This window comes from uncultured Georgenia sp. (assembly GCF_937958535.1).
In the GTDB taxonomy this organism is placed as follows: Bacteria; Actinomycetota; Actinomycetes; order Actinomycetales; family Actinomycetaceae; genus Oceanitalea.
The window spans coordinates 1-18206 of the sequence record NZ_CALGNQ010000077.1 but is presented as its reverse complement, the minus strand read 5'-3'; the positions used below and the strand labels follow the sequence as shown (position 1 = coordinate 18206).

Below are 18206 nucleotides of genomic sequence, written 5' to 3'. Positions count from 1 at the left end.
CGCCGCGGCACAGCGAGCGGTTGTGCGGGTCGTTGAGGAACTTGATGACCTGCTTCGGCACCGCCCCGCGGCCGTTGCCGAACCCGTACGTCGGCACGATGAGCACGTACTCCTCGTCCACCGTGAGGAAGGGCTCGGTGGGCCGCAGCGGGATGCGGTGGGCCTCCACCCCGAGCCGCTGCACGAAGCGGTGGGTGTTCTCGGAGACCGAGGAGAAATAGACGAGGCTGCCCAAGCCAACCCCCTCGCTGTCGATGCGTGCGGCGGATCTGGTCTCGGTCGGGCCGCCGGGTGAGGGCGACCCGACCGAAGTCGTCAGACGGCGACGGCGGCCTGGGCCGCCAGCGCCTTGATCTTGTCGGGACGGAACCCCGACCAGTGGTCGCCGTCGGCGAAGACGACCGGCGCCTGCTGGTAACCCAGCGCCTTGACCGTCTCCAACGCCTCGGCGTCGGCGGAGACGTCCACGACCTCGTACTCCAGGCCGTGCTTGTCCAGCATCCGGTAGGTGGCATCGCACTGGACACAGGACGGCTTGCTGAAGACGGTGATGCTCATCGGAGCGGCTCTCCCCTCGGTGCGCTGCGCCCGCCGGAGCGGTTGCGAACAACACTGGTGTGATTCAACGGCGACTGGAGTCCGACACTACACCTAGTGGTCGACCTTCGGAACTACCCCAAGGGGTTGTGTCGGCGAGTCGCCATCGGGCGTGTCGTCCACAGCGCGACGACGCCGTTGTGCATCGCTCATCCCTCCCTGGGGACGGGCTGTGGATGCCCGTCCGGACGCGGTGGCCGACCTGCCCCTCGAGCCTCCCACCGACCTCCGACATCGTCCCCCGGCGCTCTCCGGACGCAGGCTGTGGACGGCCGTCCCGGCGTGTCGTCCACAGCCCGTGGACAGGCGGCGCTGCCGACCGGAATTTCTCCTCGGCGCCGTCCGCCCAGTGGGACCCGGGCGTGTCGCGGGGTGGCGAACCGCACAGCCGGGCCCCGGCGACAGGCCGGTGCGGATCATCCATCATGGAAGTTGTGGAGAAGATGAACGTCGAGAGCTTCAACCTCGACCACCGTGCGGTGAAGGCGCCGTACGTCCGGGTCGCGGACACGAAGGCGCTGCCGGGGGGCGACGTGCTGACCAAGTTCGACATCAGGTTCTGCCAGCCGAACGTCGAGCACCTGGAGATGCCGGTGGTGCACTCGCTGGAGCACCTCATGGCCGAGCACATGCGCAACCACAGCGACGCCGTCATCGACATCTCGCCGATGGGCTGCCAGACGGGCTTCTACGCCCTCCTGCTCGACACCGACCAGGAGGCGTTCCTCCCGCTGCTCGAGACCACCCTGCGGGACGTCCTCGCCGCGGAAGAGGTCCCCGCGGCGAACGAGGTGCAGTGCGGCTGGGGAGCCAGCCACGACCTCTCCGGCGCCCAGGAGGCGGCCCGCGCCTTCCTCGACAAGCGGGACGAGTGGGAACAGGTGCTCGCGTGAGTGAGCTCTTCGGCGTCCCGGTCGCACCCGGAGCACCCATGACTCCCCCGATTACGACCGTCGACGCCGTCGTCGTCGCCGCGATGGAGGAGGAGATCGCCCCCTTCGAGCAGCGCGCGGACCGCCTCGCCCACCAGCGGCACGTGGGGATGGCCCGCTCGGTCATCGCCACGATCGGCGGCCGCCGGCTCCTGCTCATCCGGTCCGGCATCGGCGCGGTGAACGCCGCGAGCGCCACCGTGCTGGCCATCCACGTCGTGCGCACCCCGGTGGTGCTGTCCGTCGGCTCGGCCGGCGGGCTCGGCGAGGGCGTCCGCATCGGGGACGTCGTCGTCGGTGACGAGCACGCCTTCGGCGGCGCCGACGCCTCGGCCTTCGGGTACGTCCCCGGGCAGATCCCCGGGATGCCCGCGACCTACCCGGGCGCACCGGCCCTCGTGGAACGGGCGCAGAACCGGCCCGGGGTGCTCGTCGGCGCGATGCTCTCGGGCGACTCCTTCGTCGACGCCCGCAGCGTCGACCAGTACCGGGAGAAGTTCCCGCGCGCGCTGACCACGGACATGGAGACCACCGCGATCGCGCAGGTGTGCCACTCCTTCAGCATCCCGTTCGTCGCGGTGCGCGGGGTCTCCGACCTGTGCGGGCCGTCGGCGGGCAAGGACTTCGCGCTGACCATCGACGACGTCGCCGCCCTGGCCGCCGACGTCGCCCTCGACCTCATCGACGTCCCCGCCGCCGTCCCCCAGCGCTGACCGCCCCCGCGGCGACCCTGGGTCGTCCGCCTGGCTCGCCGTCCGCCCCTGCGCGCACCCGGCCCGGAAGGCACGACCCACGTGGACGCCCGGGCACCGAGAGGCCCACGGCCGTCGCCGTAGGATCGAGGACGTGCTGACGTCCTGGACCGTGCTGCTCGCCGTCGTCGGCGTCATCGTCCTCCTCGGCGGCGGGATCGCGGCCCTCACCGTCCTGCTCGTGCGCCGCCAGGGCCACGGACCGGAGCGCCGCGACCCGGTGGCCGCACCCGGTCAGGCGGAGCGCAACGCAACCGCCGCCCGGCTCGTCGCCGAGCTCGACGAGGCCATCTCCACGGCGGCCACCACCCTGGAGTTCGCCCGCCTCCAGCTCCGCTCGGACGCACTCGCCGAGCTCGAGGCCACCCTCGCCCAGGCGCGGGCCGCGCTGACCGGCCTGGCGACGGTGCTGGCGGAGAGCCGCGACGGCGCCGCCGCCCACGGCCCTGCCGGGACGGCGGTCGCCGGGCATCTCACCGCCGCCGTCGACCGCGCCGAGTTCGCCCAGGCGCGGCTCGCCGCCGCCCACGCCCGGGTGGAGCAGGAGACCCGCCGGCTCGGGCCACCGCCCCAGCACTGAGCCGCCTCCCCGTGCCGAGTCGGTGCGCCGTCGGTACTGTCACGCCAGCAGACCGCGACCGCTGGGGGGCATCATGGCGACGTCATCCGAGGTCCCGACCGCCGGGACGGAGCCACCGGAGCAGGCCGCCGAGGACCGGCGCTGGTACGACTCGATCCACGCACCGGTCTTCTGGCCCTCGATGATCCTCATCCTCGCGTTCGTCGCCATCGCCATCATCGGGGGCGACGCGGTCGGCGAGGTCATCGACTCGATCCAGAGCGGGATCGTCGCCGGGTTCGGCTGGTACTACACGGCGCTGATCTCCGCCTTCGTCGTCTTCGCGCTGTGGATGGGCCTGAGCCACTTCGGGGACATCACGCTGAGCTCCGACGACGAGGGGCCCGAGTTCCGGCTCATCTCCTGGCTCGCCATGCTCTTCGCCGCGGGTATGGGTATCGGCCTCGTCTTCTGGGGCGTCGCCGAGCCGCTGCACCACTTCGCCGGCATACCCAACCGGGCCTCGCGTATCGTCACCGGCGACGCCCAGGGCGCCCAGGAGTCGCTCGTCATCTCCTTCCTCCACTGGGGGCTGCACCCGTGGGCGATCTACGTCGTCGTCGGGCTGGCCATCGCCTACGCCGTCCACGTCAAGCACCGCCCCATCTCCATCCGGTGGACGGTCGCCCCGGTGCTGGGCGACCGGGTGAAGGGCTGGCTCGGCGATCTCATCGACGTCGCCGCCGTCGTCGGCACCGTGTTCGGCATCGCCACGTCCCTCGGCCTGGGGGTCGTCCAGATCGCCGGCGGCCTGCAGTTCCTCGACATCATCTCCGCGCCGAGCAACCTCGTGCTCGTCCTCATCATCGGGATCGTCACCGGGCTGGCGATCTTCTCCGTGGTGAGCGGGGTGAAGAAGGGGATGAAGTGGCTGTCGAACATCAACATGTCGATGGCCGTGGCGCTCATGCTCTTCATCGCCGTCACCGGGCCAACTCTGTTCCTCCTGCGCGAGCTCATCCAGGCCTCCGGCGCCTACTTCCAGAACCTCATCTCGCTGAGCTTCCGCACCTCGGCCCTCTCCGGGGACGACGGCGTGGAGTGGCAGAGCTGGTGGACCGCCTTCTACTGGGGCTGGTGGATCTCCTGGGCGCCCTTCGTCGGCGTCTTCATCGCCCGCATCTCCAAGGGCCGCACCGTGCGCGAGTTCGTCATGGGTGTGCTCCTCGTCCCCACCGTGTTCAGCTTCGTGTGGTTCACCGTGCTCGGCGGCTCGGCGCTCTACCGCGAGCTCTTCGGGCGCGGCGGGATGGTCACCGACGCCGCCGGCAACCCCGTCGTCGACGAGACGAACTCCCTCTTCGAGCTCCTCGCCGACCGCCCCGCCTCCGGCCTGGTCATCGGCATCGCGATCCTCATCGTCGTCCTGTTCTTCGTCACGTCCTCCGACTCCGGCTCCCTGGTGGTGGACATGCTCTCCTCCGGCGGGGACGTCGACCCTCCGGTGTGGAGCCGGGTCCTGTGGTCGGTGCTCGAGGGCGCACTCGCCGCCGCGCTCATGCTCGCCGGCGGCCTCGTCGCGCTGCGCGGGGTGGCCATCACCATCGCGCTGCCGTTCAGCGTGGTCATGATCCTCATGTGCTTCGCACTGCTCAAGCAGTTCCGCGTCGAGCGGCACCGGACGCTGGCCGCCGAGCTGCAGATGCGCCGCGAGCAGGTCGCCCGGCACGTGGTACGCACGCTGCAGGACGACCAGGCCACCCCCGACGCCGGCACCGCGCCGCGCCGCGCCCGGCGGTGGCGGCGCGGCTGACGCACCGGTCCCACCCACCGGCCCCGCCACCGGCTATTGTGGCCTCGATCACGGCCGGCGAGGGGGACGCAGGCTCGCCCGGTCGTCAACGACGAAGATCGGAGCACCGTGAACTCACTGGTCCTGGCCGTCATCGGCGTCGCGATGGTCCTCGCCGGGTACGCCCTCTACTCCCGGTACCTCGGCAGACGCGTCTACCGGCTCAACGCGAGCTTCACGACGCCGGCCCACGAGCTGCGCGACGGCGTGGACTACGTGCCGACGAACAAGTACGTCCTGTGGGGCCACCACTTCACCTCGGTCGCGGGCGCCGCACCCATCGTCGGACCCGCCGTCGCGGTCATCTGGGGCTGGCTGCCGGCCTTCCTCTGGGTGACGCTGGGAACGGTCTTCTTCGCCGGGATGCACGACCTCGGTGCACTGTGGGCCTCGGTCCGCAACAAGGGGCAGTCCATCGGGACCCTGTCCGGCCGCTACATCGGGGCCCGCGGTCGCAACCTCTTCCTGGTCGTCATCTTCCTCCTCCTGCTCATGGTCAACACGGCCTTCGCCGTGGTGATCGGCGGCCTGCTGGTCAACACCCCGACCGCGGTCATCCCGGTGTGGGGCGCCATCCTCGTCGCCCTGCTCGTCGGCCAGGCCATCTACCGGTGGCGGCTCAACCTCGTCGCGGTGTCAGTCATCGGCGTCATCGCCCTGTACTCGCTGATCCTCGTCGGTGACCGGATGCCGGTCGTCCTGCCGGACACGGTCCTCGGACTGTCGGCCGAGGCGTTCTGGGTGCTCGTGCTGTTCCTCTACGCCGGTGTCGCCTCCACCCTGCCGGTGTGGATGCTCCTGCAGCCGCGCGACTACATCAACGGCCTGCAGCTGTTCATCGGGCTCGCCATCCTCTACGGTTCCGTGCTCCTCGCCTCCCCGGACATCGTCGCCCCGGCGATGAACTCGAGCGTGCCGGACGGCACCCCGAGCCTCGTCCCGCTCCTCTTCGTCACCATCGCCTGCGGTGCCATCTCCGGCTTCCACGGCATCGTCTCCTCCGGCACGAGCAGCAAGCAGCTCGACAAGGAGACCGACGCGCGCTTCGTCGGCTACTTCGGCGCAGTCGGGGAGGGTCTGCTCGCCCTCGGGTCGATCATCGCGGCCACCGCCGGCTACCGGACCCTGGCCGACTGGGAGGCCGTCTACTCCGCCTTCAACCAGGGCGGGGTCGCAGCCTTCGTCGAGGGCGGGGGCACCATCATGAACGCCGGCCTGGGCATCCCGCCGTCGCTGAGCGCCACGATCCTGGCCACCATGGCGGTGCTGTTCGCCGCAACGACGATGGACACCGGCGTCCGTCTCCAGCGCTACGTCGTCCAGGAGGCGCTCGACCTCGTCGGTAAGCGGGTCAGCACCCTGTGGGCGACCGTCATCGTCCTCGTCTTCGGTCTCGGTCTCGCCTTCAGTGTGAGCTCCGACGGCTCGGGCGGAATGGTCATCTGGCCGCTCTTCGGCACCACGAACCAGCTCCTGGCCGGGCTCACGCTCTCCATCGTCGCGGTGATGCTCCTGCGCAAGCGCCGCCCGGTACTGCCCGTCCTGCTCCCGCTCGTGTTCGTCTTCGCGATGTCCCTCGCGGCCGCCATCGTCCAGGTCGGGACCTTCTGGTCCAACCGCGACTGGCTGCTCCTGGCCCTCGACCTCGTCATCATCGTCGCGGCCCTCTGGGTGGTCCTCGAGGCCACGATCGCCATGACGCGGGCGCGCCACCTGCCCGAGGACGCCGACGAGCACGACCGTCAGGCCGAGCTGGAGACCAACGTCGAGGGATGACCCGCACGTCCGCACGCTCCGCGCGGGCCCGCCTTGCCGCGGGCCTGCGCGAGCTCTACGTCGCCCCCTACCGGCGAACCTTCGCCCGGGCGCAGCGCGACGAGGACGACCTCTTCATGATGGTCGTGCTCGCCGAGGTGCTCGGGGTGCCCAACCCGGTGAGCTACTACACGGTGGAGCTCCTGCCCGTCATGTACGACCGTTTCCACGACTGGCACCGCCGCATGGGGATGGAGCGCTCACCGCTGGACCACCTCTCGTGCTGCTAGGGCTGGCCTCCCGCCGGCGGGTGCTGCTCGTCGGCGGCAAGGGCGGGGTCGGAAAGACGGCGGTGGCCTCCGCCGTCGCGCTGGCGCAGGCCCGAGCCGGGCGCCGCGTGCTCGTCGTCTCGACCGACCCGGCGCACAACCTGGGCCACCTGTGGGAGCGGCCGGTGGGCGACCGCCCTGTCCCGCTCGCTCCCGGCCTGGACGGGCTGGAGGTGGACCCGAAGCGCACCACCGAGGAGCACCTCGCCGCGGTCGGCCGCACACTGCGCCGACTCATGCCCGAGCACCTGTCCGGTGAGGTGACCCGGCACCTCGACCTCGCACGCGACGCTCCCGGCACCCATGAGGCCGCGGTGCTCGAGCGGATCGCCGAGGTGCTCGAGACCAGCGACCACGACCTCGTCGTCTTCGACACCGCGCCGTCCGGGCACACCGCCCGGTTGATGACCCTGCCGGAGACGATGACGGAGTGGACGGAGGGGCTGCTGCGGCGCCAGGACCGTTCGGCCCGGTTCGGGGCAGCGCTGCGCGGCCTGGACGACGACGGGTCGGGCGACGTCGTCGGCACCGGGCACCGCCGGGACCGACGGGCGGAGCGGGACCGGGAGATCCGCCGCATCCTGCTGCGCCGGCGCACCCGCTTCGCCGCCCTGCGCGAGGTGCTCACCGACGCGGAGCGCACCGCGTTCGTCATCGTCCTCGCGGCCGAGCGCCTGCCCGCGCTCGAGACGGTCGAGCTGCACGAGCGGCTGACCCGGGCCGGGGTGAGGGTGGGCGCACTCGTCGTCAACAAGCGATCCCCCGCCGACCGCGGCGACTTCCTCGCCCGGCGGCGGGCCCAGGAGGAGGTGCACCTGGCCACCGTCCGGGAGGCCCTGCCGCAGGTGCCGCTCGTCGAGCTGCCGCTGCTCGCCGAGGACGTCGTCGGGCAGGCGGCGCTGGAGCGGTTCGCCGCGGAGGTCGCCCGCGCCGCCCCGCCCTAGATGGCGTCGCGCCGCAGGAAGACGAGCGCCGCCACGGCGACCAGCACCGCGGACACGACGGCGAGGAACACGGTGCTGTGCGCGAACGACAGGGTGTGCTCGACGTAGTCGCACATGAAGCCCGCCCCGTCGGAGCGGCACTCCTCCACCCAGTAGACGGTGCCGTTGCGCAGCCAGCCCTCGACGTTGCGGCTCAGCACCCACGGCTGCAGCCGCGGGACGAGCGCGGCGAGCATCTGCTCCCCGACGAAGTACCCGAGGGACACCCCGAGCACGGCGGCGGTGTGCCGGAGGAGGAAGCCGAGCGCCGCCCCCAGCAGCGCCCCGCCGACGGCGAGCGCCACTGTCCGCACCGCCATCCACCCGGTGTCGGCCCACTCCGCGCGGCCCATCCCGTCCGCCAGCCCGAAATGGCTGCCGATGACTGCCGCGCCGGCGACCGCGAGCGCCACCCCGAGCACGGCGACGGGCACCACCCCGAGCGCGGCCGCGGCCACCTTGGAGGCATAGACCCGCAGCCGGCGTGGCTCGAAGCTCAGCCAGGTGCTCATCGCGCCGGTGCTCAGCTCCGCCGCGGTGAAGGTGGCCCCCACGAGCAGCGTGCCGAGCAGGAGGAGGGAGGCGTAGCCCGCCAGGTGCCCGGGCATGCTCTCCTCCAGCGGTGGTGCGGTCATGACGAACCACTCGCGCCGGGGCTCCATCTCGTCGCACCCGAAGTCGAGGTCCTCCCCGGTGAGCTCGCGCTCCTCCGCCTCGGCCTCCCGGCACTGGGCGACCTGCTCCTCGCCGTGCTCCTCCCAGAACGCCAGCTCCTGCTGGTAGAGCTGCTCGGCCTGCTCGAGCTCGGCGGGGGACATCGGCTGGGAGCTGGTCCATGCCCCCCACAGCACGAGGAGGGTCGCGGCGAGCACCCCGACCATGGTGAGGACGACGAGCTGCCGCGAGAACAGCCGGCGCAGCTCGACCCGCAGCAGCCGCGTCACCGGGCCTCACCGCCGCCCGCTCGCGCACCGGCGTGGCGGCCGGCGGGGACCTGGTCGAGGCCCTCGCCGGCGGTGAGGTCGAGGAAGACCCGCTCCAGGTCGCGCCGCTCCGGGGTCAGCTCGTGGACGTAGAGATCCTGGCGCGCGAGCAGCTCGGTGATGCGGGCGGGGTCCTCGGCGCCGCGCACCCGCAGGAGGTCCCCGTCGCGCCGCACGCGCAGCCCCGCCTCGGCGAGCAGCCGCTCAGCGCGGTCGGGGTCGGCCACGCCGACCCGGACGGCTGCGGTCCCGAGCCGGCTGCCGATGACGTCGGCGACGCGGCCCTCGGCGAGCAGCCGGCCGCGCCCGATGATGGAGACGGTGTCGGCCACCTGCTCCACCTCGGCGAGGATGTGGCTGGAGACCAGGACGGTGCGGCCCTCCTCCCCCAGGCGCCGCATGGTCTCGCGGACCTCACGGATGCCGCCGGGGTCCAGGCCGTTGGTCGGCTCGTCGAAGATGAGCAGGTCGGGGGACTTCAGGAGGGTCGCGGCGATGGCGAGCCGCTGCTTCATGCCCAGGGAGTAGGTCCGGTACGGGTCGCGGGCGCGCTGGTCCAGAGCGGTGGCCGCGAGCACCTCGTCCACCCTGCCCGCCGGGGCACCGATCGCCCCGGCGAGCAGCTCGAGGTTGCGCCGCCCGGTGAAGGAGGGGAAGAACTTCGGCGACTCGACGATCGCACCCACCCGGCCGATGACGTCGGGCAGCCGCTCCGGCACCGGGTGGCCGAAGATCCGCATGGTCCCCGCGTCCGGGCGGATGAGCCCGAGGAGCATGCGGATCGTCGTCGTCTTGCCCGACCCGTTCGGGCCGAGGAAGCCGTGCACCCCACCCACCGGGACGTGCAGGTCGAGCCCCTCGACTCCGACGCTGCCACCCCCGCGGCGGCGGTAGGTCTTGCGCAGCGCGCGGGTGTCGATCGCAAGCTCGGTCATCGAAGCTCCAGGGGACGGGGACGAGCGCGGCCGCCGGCGGCCTGGGTGGAGGGTACCGGTCCGCCGCACCCGGACCGGCCCGATCCGGTGCGGCATGCCGGCGCGGACCGCGGCACCCACCTGCGCCATCCTGGGACCATGGTGCGCTCGTCCACCGGGGCTGCGGGCACCGACCTCACCGCCGGTGACGTCGTGCTCGCCTACCTGGGCGCGCAGGTCGACGTCGTCCTGGCCGGCGCGGAGGAGGCACGGGCGGGTGACGCCGACGCCGTGCACCGGGTGCGGGTGGCCATCCGGCGGCTGCGTTCCACCCTGCGCACCTTCCGTCCACTGCTCGACCGGGAGCGCAGCGAGCCGCTGCGGGAGGAGCTGCGCCGGCTCGGCGGCGTCCTCGGGGCGCTGCGGGACGTCCAGGTGGTCCGGGACACGCGGGCGGCGCTGCCCGGACAGGACGGTCGGGTCGCCGAGCGTCTCGACCGGCTGCTCTCCCAGCGCGGGCGGACCGCGCACGCGGCGGTCACGGGCGCGCTGGCGGGTCCGTGGTGGGACCGGCTGCGCGCCGGGCTCGAGCAGCTGCGGTCCCGCCCCCCGCTCTCCGCCCGCGCCGACCGCCCCGCGTCCGAGGAGCTCACCCGGCTCGTGCGCAGGGCCGACCGGCGGGTGCGGCGTCGCTACCGGGCGGCGCAGGTGGCGATATCGCCCGCGGAGCGGGACCGGTTGCACCACGAGGTCCGCAAGGCGGCCAAGCGGGCGCGGTACGCCGCCGAGGCGGTCGCACCGGCCGTCGGGGAGCCGGCCCGGCGCTACGCCGCGGGGATGGAACGGGTGCAGGAGGCGCTCGGGGACGAGCGGGACGCCGTCACGCTCGGGGAGCTCCTCGCCGGGCTCGTCGAGACGACGAGCACGGAGCGGGAGGCTGCCGACCTGGCCGCTGTCGCAGAGCGGTGCCGGGCCCGGGCGGCGGACGCCCGGGCCGCCTTCGTCGAGGTCTGGCGGGAGGTCGCGCGGGAGAGCGGGTGGCCGCTCCGCCCGCGGTGACCCTGACCGCTCCCGCACGCCGGGCCGCCCTATGCTGCGACCGTGCGCCTCCTGCGGGAGCCGCTCGCGGGACGGCAGCTCGTCGCCCCGCTCTCCCACCGGCTGCGTGCCCGGCCTCGGGTGCACCGCTGGGTGGGTCGCGGCTAGTCACCACCTCGTGAGCCGTCCGCCCGCGGCCCGGCCCTGGCCGAGTACCGTGGCCGGGCCAGCAGTAACGGGAGGAGACGCGCACATGGCACAGCTGCGGATCGGGATCGCCGGCTACGGGAACCTCGGCAGGGGGGTCGCCGCCGCCGTCGGGCAGAACCCGGACATGACGCTCCACGCCGTCTTCACCCGCCGCGACCCGGCGACGATCACCCCGCCGACGCCCCACACCCCGGTCGTCGCGTGGGACGAGATCCTCGAGCACCGCGACCGGGTCGACGTCCTCGTCCTGTGCGGCGGCTCCAAGGAGGACCTGCCGCAGCAGGGCCCGGTGCTGGCCGCGCACTTCACCACCGTGGACAGCTTCGACACCCACGCCCGCATCCCGGAGTACTTCGCGGCGGTGGACGCCCCGGCGCGCGCCGGTGGCAAGACCGCGGTCATCTCCGTGGGCTGGGACCCGGGGATGTTCTCGCTCAACCGCCTGCTCGGGGAGGCCCTCCTGCCCGACGGCGAGACCTACAGCTTCTGGGGTCCGGGCCTGAGCCAGGGCCACTCCGACGCCGTCCGGCGGGTGCCGGGTGTCGCGGCCGGCGTCCAGTACACCGTGCCCTCCGAGGCGGCGGTCGAGGCGGTGCGCAGCGGCTCCCGGCCCGAGCTCTCCACCCGGGAGAAGCACACCCGCGAGTGCTACGTCGTCCTGGAGGACGGGGCCGACCCGGCCGAGGTGGAGCGGGCCATCGTCGAGATGCCGCACTACTTCGCCGACTACGACACCACCGTCCACTTCGTCACCGCCGAGGAGCTGGCCCGCGACCACAGCGCGATGCCGCACGGCGGGTTCGTCATCCGCAGCGGCACCACCGGCGGGGGGCACGGCCACGTCGTGGAGTACCGCCTCCGGGTGGACCACAACCCGGAGTTCACCGCGAGCGTGCTCGTCGCCTACGCCCGTGCCGCCGCCCGGCTCAACGCACGCGGCCAGGTCGGCGCGCACACCGTCTTCGACGTGCCGCCCGGGCTGCTCTCGCCCAAGTCCCCCGACCGGCTCCGCGCCGAGCTGCTCTAGCCACAGACGCCGCTCCGGCCCGGTAGGTGCCGCCCGGACGCGACCTGCTCCGACTGCAGCAGTCCGCGCAGGCAGCCGTCGGGGAGTGTCGGACCGGTCGCTGCGCCACGGCGGGTCGGATCGCTCGGTGTCCTCCGCCGCACACGTGGGGTCGCCCCCATCGACGGTCCGACCCGTCGACGACCTCCCCGACTCCTGAGGATCGTCATGTCGGGGCGCGGGTGCTCCGCCATGCCCGGTCGCCTTTCCGGCAGCAACGGTTGACACCACCTGCAACCCTCGCCACACTCGGTGCTGGGCCTATCAGTGTGAGCGTTAACGTTGGCCGCTCGCTGGTTCGCTGAAGTCGACCGGACCGTGCGAGATCTGCAAAGTCGCAGGACGGGAGATCCAATGGTGGATGAAGAGACAGCCCGAAAAGGGCGAGGGGGCCGGCGCGGTATGGCGCAGACCTCGGCAGCCCTGGTCGTGGCGGGTGCCCTGGTCGCCGCCAGCCTCGTCGCAGCCGGGGGCGCCGCCGGGGCACCCGCCCCGACTTCCGGTGCGGACGGTGCGGCGTCGGGAGCCAGGGAGTCGACGCCGTGGGGAAGCCCTGCCGGGAAGGTGCCGCTGACCGACGTCGACATGAGCCTGACGTACACGAACCCGATCAACCTGCCGTCCATGGAGGTGGACGGCAATCCGACCACCATGCCGCCCACCGAAGAGGGCGTTGCGAATGTGTCGGCCAGGATGTTGCAGATCCTGGCGAAACCCGAGTGGACGGCAGCAGACGGGCGGACTCTGTCCGGCCTGTCGAAGTCCGGTTTCGTCGGTCCAGGAGAGAATTTCTCCGGCATAGGCGAGAACGCCTTTCGGACGGCCGCGGACTTCAGTGCTTTGAACGTCGACGGGACCATCTACCTGTACGCATCCGGTGGCCTCGGAAATGAGGTCAACAGCCGTGTGGTCTGGTCCACGACGGACTACCTCACATGGACCCCCCACGAGATGAATGTGGGCCTCACTGCCCCGACCGTCGTCCAGGTCGGTGAGAAGTTCTACATGGCGGGCAACTGGACACCGTTCTACGTCGCGGACTCGCCCACCGGCCCGTGGACGGAGATCGGATGGCCCAGACATCTGGACGGCAGGACGCTCTCGGCCGGCGACGTCCAGTTCTTCCTGGACACGGACGACCGCCTGTACCTGGTCTACAACCTCGGCGCGCCGATCATGGGCGTCGAGCTCGATCCGACAGATCCGACGAGGGTGCTGACCGAGCCCGTCGTGCTCTTCGACTTCGACCCGACCCAGGAGTGGCAGCACATCGGCGAGAACAAACAGGGCTTCACCCACGGGTACGTCGAGGGCGGCCAGATGTTCAAGGTCGGTGACACGTACTACGTGCAGGTCGTGGCCGGCGGTTCGGAGCACACGGGCTACTCCGCCGGAGTCGTGTCATCGCAGAGCCCGCTGGGGGAGTACAGCCTGCCGGAGGGGCAGGTGAACCCGATCGGCTACGGCCCGCAGAGCAACTACCCGAGCGCGCTCTACCCCAACGCGGGGCACGGCTCCTTCCTGGTCGACGACGACGGGAACATCATCTTCTTCTACACCTACGTCATCGCCTACGAGACAGGCTTCGAACGACGGCTGGGGATGGACACGTGCGAGGTCGGGCCCACGGGCGCGCTGAGCTGCGAGCTGTCGAACACACCCCAGCTGGCCCCGGGACACGAGATCGACGGCCGACGCGACGTCGGGCTGTACAACGTGAGCACGCTCACCTCGGCGTACTGGACCAGCAGCTACGCCCCCGGCCGCACGCCGTACTACGCGGCGGACCGGTCCCTCGCGACCTGGTGGCAGCCGGCCGAGGACGACAAGGAGCCGACCTACATCAGCGGATTCGGGAACCCGTACTACATCTCCGCGGCGCAGATCCAGTGGAAGGAGATCGGGCACGAGTTCACGAGGGACAACGCGGTGCAGTACACCTTGGAGTACCGCGACATCGAGTCGAACTCCTGGCAGCCGCTGGTGGACAGGAGCGACAACACCACTGCGTACACCGCTGACTACGTCACCTTCGACCGAGTGCTGACACACGCCGTGCGGCTGAGGATCACCGGCACGACAGAGGACGTCACGGTGGGGATCGCCGAGTTCAGCGTCTTCGGCGAGAACTACAGCCTCGTCGCCGAGAAGGGGATGATCCCGACGGACCGGGATGAGGTGTCGGTGGAGGTGGAGGTCCAGCCCCGCTGTGTGGCTGGGCGGGCGCACCTGGCAGTTCGCGCCCTCAACACCGATGAGGCCCCGGCGTCCATCGAGCTGGTAACGGGTTACGGCAGCCGCCGGTTCGACGAGGTCGCCGTCGGGAAGCACGCCTTCCACACGTTCACCACACGGCAGAGTGCACTGGAGGCAGGCACGGTCAGCGTCATCGCGAGCATCGCCGATCGATCCTCTACCGCTGAGGCGGCATACGAGGCGGTGGACTGTGGATAGGCACTGCTCACATCGTGCGGACCACCCGGAGCAGGACAGGGCGGGTCGGCCGCAGGCCGCGACACGACCGCACGGTCGGCTCCTGCGACGGTTCGGCTCGACGACATCTCCCGAGAGTGGGGAGGGACGCGTGGAGAGGAAACGCCTGCTTGCTCGGGCCGGCCTCGGTGTCACGGGAGCGTTGCTCCTGGTGAGCAGTGCAGCGGTGGCCGTCGCCGACGACATCGCCGGCGGGGACGTCGACGTCGATGTCGAGATCGCGCCGTACGAGCCGGTCGGCGCACTGACCATGAGCGTGGCGGCTGACTCCACAGCCTTGACCGAGGTGGAGTCCGGCGACCCGGACGTGCGTCAGTTCAACGGCACGCTGCCCACGGTGACGGTGAGCGATGACCGCCCGGAGGTACCGGAGGGTGTGTTCTGGTACGTCACCGGTCAGTCCTCGGCCTTCACTGCCGAGGGGCTCCCGGAGATCGGCCCGGACCACGTGGGCTGGACGCCCCGCCTCATCACCGACGACGGCATGGTCTCGGCCGGCGACGAGGTGCTCACCGCGCTCGACGAGGGCGAGGACGCGGTCGGCCTGGTAGCCGAGGAGCTCCTCGCACTGGCCTGGGACTCGGCCGAGGCACAGGACGCCACCGGGGAGTGGCAGGCGGACGCTGCCCTGTTCCTCAAGACCCCCAGCGACGTCGCACCCGGAAGCTACTCGGCGATCCTCACCCTGACCCTGTGGGAGGACGACGTCTGATCACCCTGACGACCGGCTGAACGCTCGACGGTCGGGGTCGTGGTCCCCAGGCCCCGACCGTCGGGTCGTCCGGCCGGACGCACGACCTGTCCGGCTGCGCGGCCGGCCGGCGGCGCTCCGCTCGAGAACGCCTCCGGGTGCGAGTCGCCGCCCGGAGGTGGACCATGGGGCGCATGGCTTCGGAGGACCCTGCCACCGCCGCCTCGTCTCCCGCTGCCCCGGGCCGTGCGCCCACCGGAGGGCGGACCTTCTTCGGCCAGCCACGCGGGCTGGCGAACCTCTTCAGCGTCGAGCTGTGGGAACGGTTCTCGTTCTACGGCATGCAGGGCATCGTCCTGCTCTACATGTACTTCCAGACCACCGACGGCGGGCTGGCGCTCGACCGTGAGGTGGCCGCCGGGATCGTGGGCGCCTACGGCGGCTCGGTCTACCTCTTCTCCATCCTCGGCGGCTGGGTGGCCGACCGGCTGTTCGGCTCCGAGCGGACGATGTTCGCCAGCGCCGTCCTCATCATGCTCGGGCACATCTCCCTGGCCGTGCTGCCGGGGGTCGCCGGCCTGGCGGCGGGCCTCATCCTCGTCGCCGTCGGCTCCGGCGGGCTCAAGGCGACGATCACCAACCTCGTCGGCACCCTGTACTCCCGCGACGACCCGCGACGGGACGCCGGGTTCTCCATCTTCTACATGGGGATCAACATCGGCGGGCTCATCGGTCCGCTGCTCACCGGTCTGGCCCAGCAGCAGGTCGGCTTCCACCTGGGGTTCGGGCTCGCGGCGATCGGGATGGCGATCGGGCTGGTGCAGTACACCCTGGGCCGGAAGAACCTGCCGGAGTCGGTGCACCACGTGCCCAACCCGCTGCCCCGCAGCCACTACGGCCGGTACGCCGTCATCGGTGTCGTGGCTGTCGCCGTCGTGGTCGGTGCGGTCCTCACCGGCCTGCTCAGCGCGGACAACCTGGCCGACGTCGTCGTCGGGGCCATCGTCGTCACCGCCGTCATCCTCTTCGCGATCCTCCTGACCAGCAAGCAGATCGACCGCGACGAGCACTCCCGGGTGGTCTCCTTCATCCCGATGTTCATCGGGTCGGCCGCGTTCTGGGCGCTGTTCCAGCAGCAGTTCACGGTGATCACGATCTACTCCGACACCCGGCTGGACCGTGACCTGGGCGGGTGGACGATGCCGATCTCCTGGGTGCAGTCCTTCAACCCGTTCTTCATCATCCTCCTGGCGCCCGTCTTCGCGACCCTGTGGACGAAGCTCGGGACCCGTCAGCCGACGACGCCGGTGAAGTTCAGCCTCGGCATCATGTTCATGGGCGCGGCGTTCCTCATCTTCCTGCCCATGGTGGGCACGGCGGCGGTGCCGGTGCTGTGGGTGGCGCTCATCATGGTGGTCGCCACGATGGGTGAGCTCATGCTCTCCCCGGTGGGGCTGTCGCTGTCGACCAAGCTCGCCCCGAAGGCCTACCCGGTCATCATGGTGGCGCTGTTCTACCTGTCCCTCGCCCTGGGCACCGCGCTGTCCGGGAGCCTGGCCGGGTTCTACAGCGAGGAGAACGAGGCCCCGTACTTCGGCATCCTCGGTGCCGTCACCATCGCCATCGGGCTCGTGCTGCTCGCCCTCTCGCCGCGGATCACCCGCGCGATGCGGGGCGTGCGCTGAGTCGCCCCCGACGGGCGTGGGCCGGCCGCGCCCCCTCCGCGGCCGGCCACCGGATCAGATGATCGGGCGCCCCTCCCGCCGGGCCGCGCGCCAGTCGCGGAAGAAGCCGCGGGCGATGAAGAAGAGGACGGCGGCGACGATCGCCGGCCACATGAGCACGTAGACGGTCAGCACTGCTCTCCTGCCTTTCTCAGCGGGTAGGGGTGGTGGCAGCGTCACGGTCGTCGGCCGACGGCACGTCGTCGTCGGTGTCGAAGTCACCGGTGCTCTCGGCGATGAGGGAGAAGTCGAAACTCTCCCGGTTCCGCAGCGTCAGGCCGAAGCACACGATCGTGCTCACCGCATAGGCGACGAGCGAGGCACTGAGCACCGTGTAGTCGTGGAAGAAGCCGATTCCGAACGGCGCCACGACGACGGTCGCCACGGCCCCCACCGAGACGGCGACCCGCAGCCCGAAGAAGCCGAAGCACATGAGCCCGAGGACGACGCCGACGCCGATGACCGACAGGACGTCGACACCGAGGGCGACCAGCCCCGCCATCGGCAGCAGCTCGAAACGGACCGGGACGAAGATCGCCACGGCGCTCAGCGCCCCGGCGGTGAAGGCAAGGTTGGTCACCCGGCCCCAGTAGAAGCTGGCGATAACGGGGAAGACGAGCGCACCCCACAGTGCCCCGACGAAGACGAGCAGGTCGAGGATGTTCATCTGCCCGCTGGCGAAGTACAGCGCCGCCGCGGTGGCCGCGACCATCGTCACGCGGCCGACGAGGAGCATGGTGCGCGGGTTGGCGCGGCGCCGGCCGGCCACGTTCTGGCCGTAGATGTCGGCCATCATGATCGAGCTCAACGCGGCGAGGTCGGAGTCCGCGGTGGACGACAGCGCGCCGATGATCATGACGAAGAAGACGGCGAGGAGCACCGGGCCGAGGTAGGTGGTGGCCAGCTGCGGGATGAGGTTGTTGACGTCTCCGCCGGCCGGCTCGAGCCCGAGGTAGAGGGCGAGCACGCCGAGCATCCCGACGCCGATGACCGTGGCGCCGTAGCCGACGGTCGCGGTGACGAAGGTCGGCTTGATGAGGTCCTCCCGCACGGCGAACAACCGCTGGGCGATGGTCTGGTTGCCGATCGCGTACGCGAGCACGGCGGCAATGTACGGCGCGCCCTGGTTGAGGAAGGCGTCGGAGGAGAAGAAGCTCTGCTGCTGCGCCGTCACGTGGGCAGCGCCCTGGGTGAAGATGTCCGGGCCCCCGGCGGCGAAGAAGACCACCGGGATGATGACGACCACGGCCCCGAGCATCGCCATGACCTGCGCGAAGTCGGTGAGCACCGAGGCGCGGAACCCGGACCACAGCGTGTACAGCAGCACC

The 18206-nt window shown here is 71.4% G+C and carries 18 protein-coding genes; 12 read left to right on the top strand and 6 right to left on the bottom strand.

Annotated features, from left to right (window positions below):
- Both nrdI and nrdH read right to left on the bottom strand, forming a co-directional pair.
- Positions 1–235 (bottom strand): class Ib ribonucleoside-diphosphate reductase assembly flavoprotein NrdI (gene nrdI, locus Q0195_RS04505; RefSeq protein ID WP_299275139.1); only part of this gene is annotated, 235 nt, incomplete at its 3' end.
- An 80-nt stretch (positions 236–315) separates the two neighbouring features.
- Positions 316–558: a glutaredoxin-like protein NrdH gene (nrdH, locus tag Q0195_RS04500; RefSeq protein ID WP_299275136.1), complete on the bottom strand. Its 243-nt coding sequence runs from the start codon at positions 556–558 to the stop codon at positions 316–318.
- A 473-nt stretch (positions 559–1031) separates the two neighbouring features.
- Here nrdH and Q0195_RS04495 point away from each other — a divergent pair, with 473 nt between their 5' ends.
- From Q0195_RS04495 to Q0195_RS04465, 7 genes are all read left to right on the top strand, one after another.
- The gene (locus Q0195_RS04495) at positions 1032–1490 is read left to right on the top strand and encodes an S-ribosylhomocysteine lyase (RefSeq protein WP_299275142.1); all 459 of its coding nucleotides are present in this window, start codon (positions 1032–1034) and stop codon (positions 1488–1490) included.
- Positions 1491–1528: 38 nt separating this feature from the next.
- Positions 1529–2242: a 5'-methylthioadenosine/S-adenosylhomocysteine nucleosidase gene (mtnN, locus tag Q0195_RS04490; protein ID WP_299275134.1), complete on the top strand. Its 714-nt coding sequence runs from the start codon at positions 1529–1531 to the stop codon at positions 2240–2242.
- 133 nt (positions 2243–2375) lie between these two features.
- Complete coding sequence (locus tag Q0195_RS04485; RefSeq protein WP_299275131.1) at positions 2376–2861, top strand: hypothetical protein; 486 nt, start codon at positions 2376–2378, stop codon at positions 2859–2861.
- A 73-nt stretch (positions 2862–2934) separates the two neighbouring features.
- On the top strand, positions 2935–4653 hold the full coding sequence (locus Q0195_RS04480; RefSeq protein WP_299275128.1) for a BCCT family transporter: 1719 nt from the start codon (positions 2935–2937) through the stop codon (positions 4651–4653).
- 108 nt (positions 4654–4761) lie between these two features.
- Positions 4762–6468 carry a carbon starvation protein A gene (locus Q0195_RS04475; RefSeq protein WP_299275126.1) on the top strand — a complete coding sequence of 569 codons (1707 nt, stop codon included), beginning with the start codon at positions 4762–4764 and terminating at the stop codon, positions 6466–6468.
- The gene (locus Q0195_RS04470) at positions 6465–6737 is read left to right on the top strand and encodes a cory-CC-star protein (protein WP_299275123.1); all 273 of its coding nucleotides are present in this window, start codon (positions 6465–6467) and stop codon (positions 6735–6737) included. Before Q0195_RS04475 ends, Q0195_RS04470 begins: the two co-directional genes overlap by 4 nt.
- Positions 6728–7720, top strand: coding sequence for an ArsA family ATPase (locus tag Q0195_RS04465; RefSeq protein WP_299275121.1), 993 nt, complete (start codon positions 6728–6730; stop codon positions 7718–7720). Before Q0195_RS04470 ends, Q0195_RS04465 begins: the two co-directional genes overlap by 10 nt.
- Here the strand turns inward: Q0195_RS04465 and Q0195_RS04460 are convergent.
- Together Q0195_RS04460 and Q0195_RS04455 are read right to left on the bottom strand one after the other, a co-directional pair.
- On the bottom strand, positions 7717–8703 hold the full coding sequence (locus Q0195_RS04460; RefSeq protein WP_299275118.1) for a hypothetical protein: 987 nt from the start codon (positions 8701–8703) through the stop codon (positions 7717–7719). The two genes, Q0195_RS04465 and Q0195_RS04460, sit on opposite strands and share 4 nt — an antisense overlap.
- Positions 8700–9677 (bottom strand): ABC transporter ATP-binding protein, encoded by a 978-nt coding sequence (locus Q0195_RS04455; protein ID WP_299275115.1) that lies wholly within the window; start codon positions 9675–9677, stop codon positions 8700–8702. The genes Q0195_RS04460 and Q0195_RS04455 overlap by 4 nt, the downstream gene beginning before the upstream one ends.
- A gap of 138 nt (positions 9678–9815) precedes the next feature.
- Here Q0195_RS04455 and Q0195_RS04450 point away from each other — a divergent pair, with 138 nt between their 5' ends.
- From Q0195_RS04450 to Q0195_RS04430, 5 genes are all read left to right on the top strand, one after another.
- The gene (locus Q0195_RS04450) at positions 9816–10715 is read left to right on the top strand and encodes a CHAD domain-containing protein (RefSeq protein WP_299275112.1); all 900 of its coding nucleotides are present in this window, start codon (positions 9816–9818) and stop codon (positions 10713–10715) included.
- 232 nt (positions 10716–10947) lie between these two features.
- Positions 10948–11931: a diaminopimelate dehydrogenase gene (locus Q0195_RS04445; RefSeq protein ID WP_299275109.1), complete on the top strand. Its 984-nt coding sequence runs from the start codon at positions 10948–10950 to the stop codon at positions 11929–11931.
- Between the two features lie 624 nt (positions 11932–12555).
- Positions 12556–14424 carry a family 43 glycosylhydrolase gene (locus tag Q0195_RS04440; RefSeq protein ID WP_299275106.1) on the top strand — a complete coding sequence of 623 codons (1869 nt, stop codon included), beginning with the start codon at positions 12556–12558 and terminating at the stop codon, positions 14422–14424.
- 190 nt (positions 14425–14614) lie between these two features.
- Positions 14615–15175, top strand: a complete 561-nt coding sequence (locus Q0195_RS04435; RefSeq protein WP_299275103.1) for a hypothetical protein — start codon at positions 14615–14617, stop codon at positions 15173–15175.
- Between the two features lie 173 nt (positions 15176–15348).
- On the top strand, positions 15349–16839 hold the full coding sequence (locus Q0195_RS04430; protein WP_299275100.1) for a peptide MFS transporter: 1491 nt from the start codon (positions 15349–15351) through the stop codon (positions 16837–16839).
- 54 nt (positions 16840–16893) lie between these two features.
- Here the strand turns inward: Q0195_RS04430 and Q0195_RS04425 are convergent, their stop codons facing one another.
- A complete protein-coding gene (locus tag Q0195_RS04425; protein WP_299275097.1) occupies positions 16894–17013 on the bottom strand; it encodes a putative transporter small subunit in 120 nt (39 codons plus the stop codon).
- A 16-nt stretch (positions 17014–17029) separates the two neighbouring features.
- Positions 17030–18206 (bottom strand): sodium:proline symporter (locus Q0195_RS04420; RefSeq protein ID WP_299275095.1); only part of this gene is annotated, 1177 nt, incomplete at its 5' end.

Bases quoted from the DNA above. Each gene is read 5' to 3' on its own strand.
- nrdH (WP_299275136.1), bottom strand. From the start codon at position 558: ATGAGCATCACCGTCTTCAGCAAGCCGTCCTGTGTCCAGTGCGATGCC.
- mtnN (WP_299275134.1), top strand. From the start codon at position 1,529: ATGACTCCCCCGATTACGACCGTCGACGCCGTCGTCGTCGCCGCGATG.
- Q0195_RS04480 (WP_299275128.1), top strand. From the start codon at position 2,935: ATGGCGACGTCATCCGAGGTCCCGACCGCCGGGACGGAGCCACCGGAG.
- Q0195_RS04470 (WP_299275123.1), top strand. From the start codon at position 6,465: ATGACCCGCACGTCCGCACGCTCCGCGCGGGCCCGCCTTGCCGCGGGC.
- Q0195_RS04455 (WP_299275115.1), bottom strand. From the start codon at position 9,677: ATGACCGAGCTTGCGATCGACACCCGCGCGCTGCGCAAGACCTACCGC.
- Q0195_RS04450 (WP_299275112.1), top strand. From the start codon at position 9,816: ATGGTGCGCTCGTCCACCGGGGCTGCGGGCACCGACCTCACCGCCGGT.
- Q0195_RS04445 (WP_299275109.1), top strand. From the start codon at position 10,948: ATGGCACAGCTGCGGATCGGGATCGCCGGCTACGGGAACCTCGGCAGG.
- Q0195_RS04440 (WP_299275106.1), top strand. From the start codon at position 12,556: ATGAGCCTGACGTACACGAACCCGATCAACCTGCCGTCCATGGAGGTG.
- Q0195_RS04430 (WP_299275100.1), top strand. From the start codon at position 15,349: ATGGCTTCGGAGGACCCTGCCACCGCCGCCTCGTCTCCCGCTGCCCCG.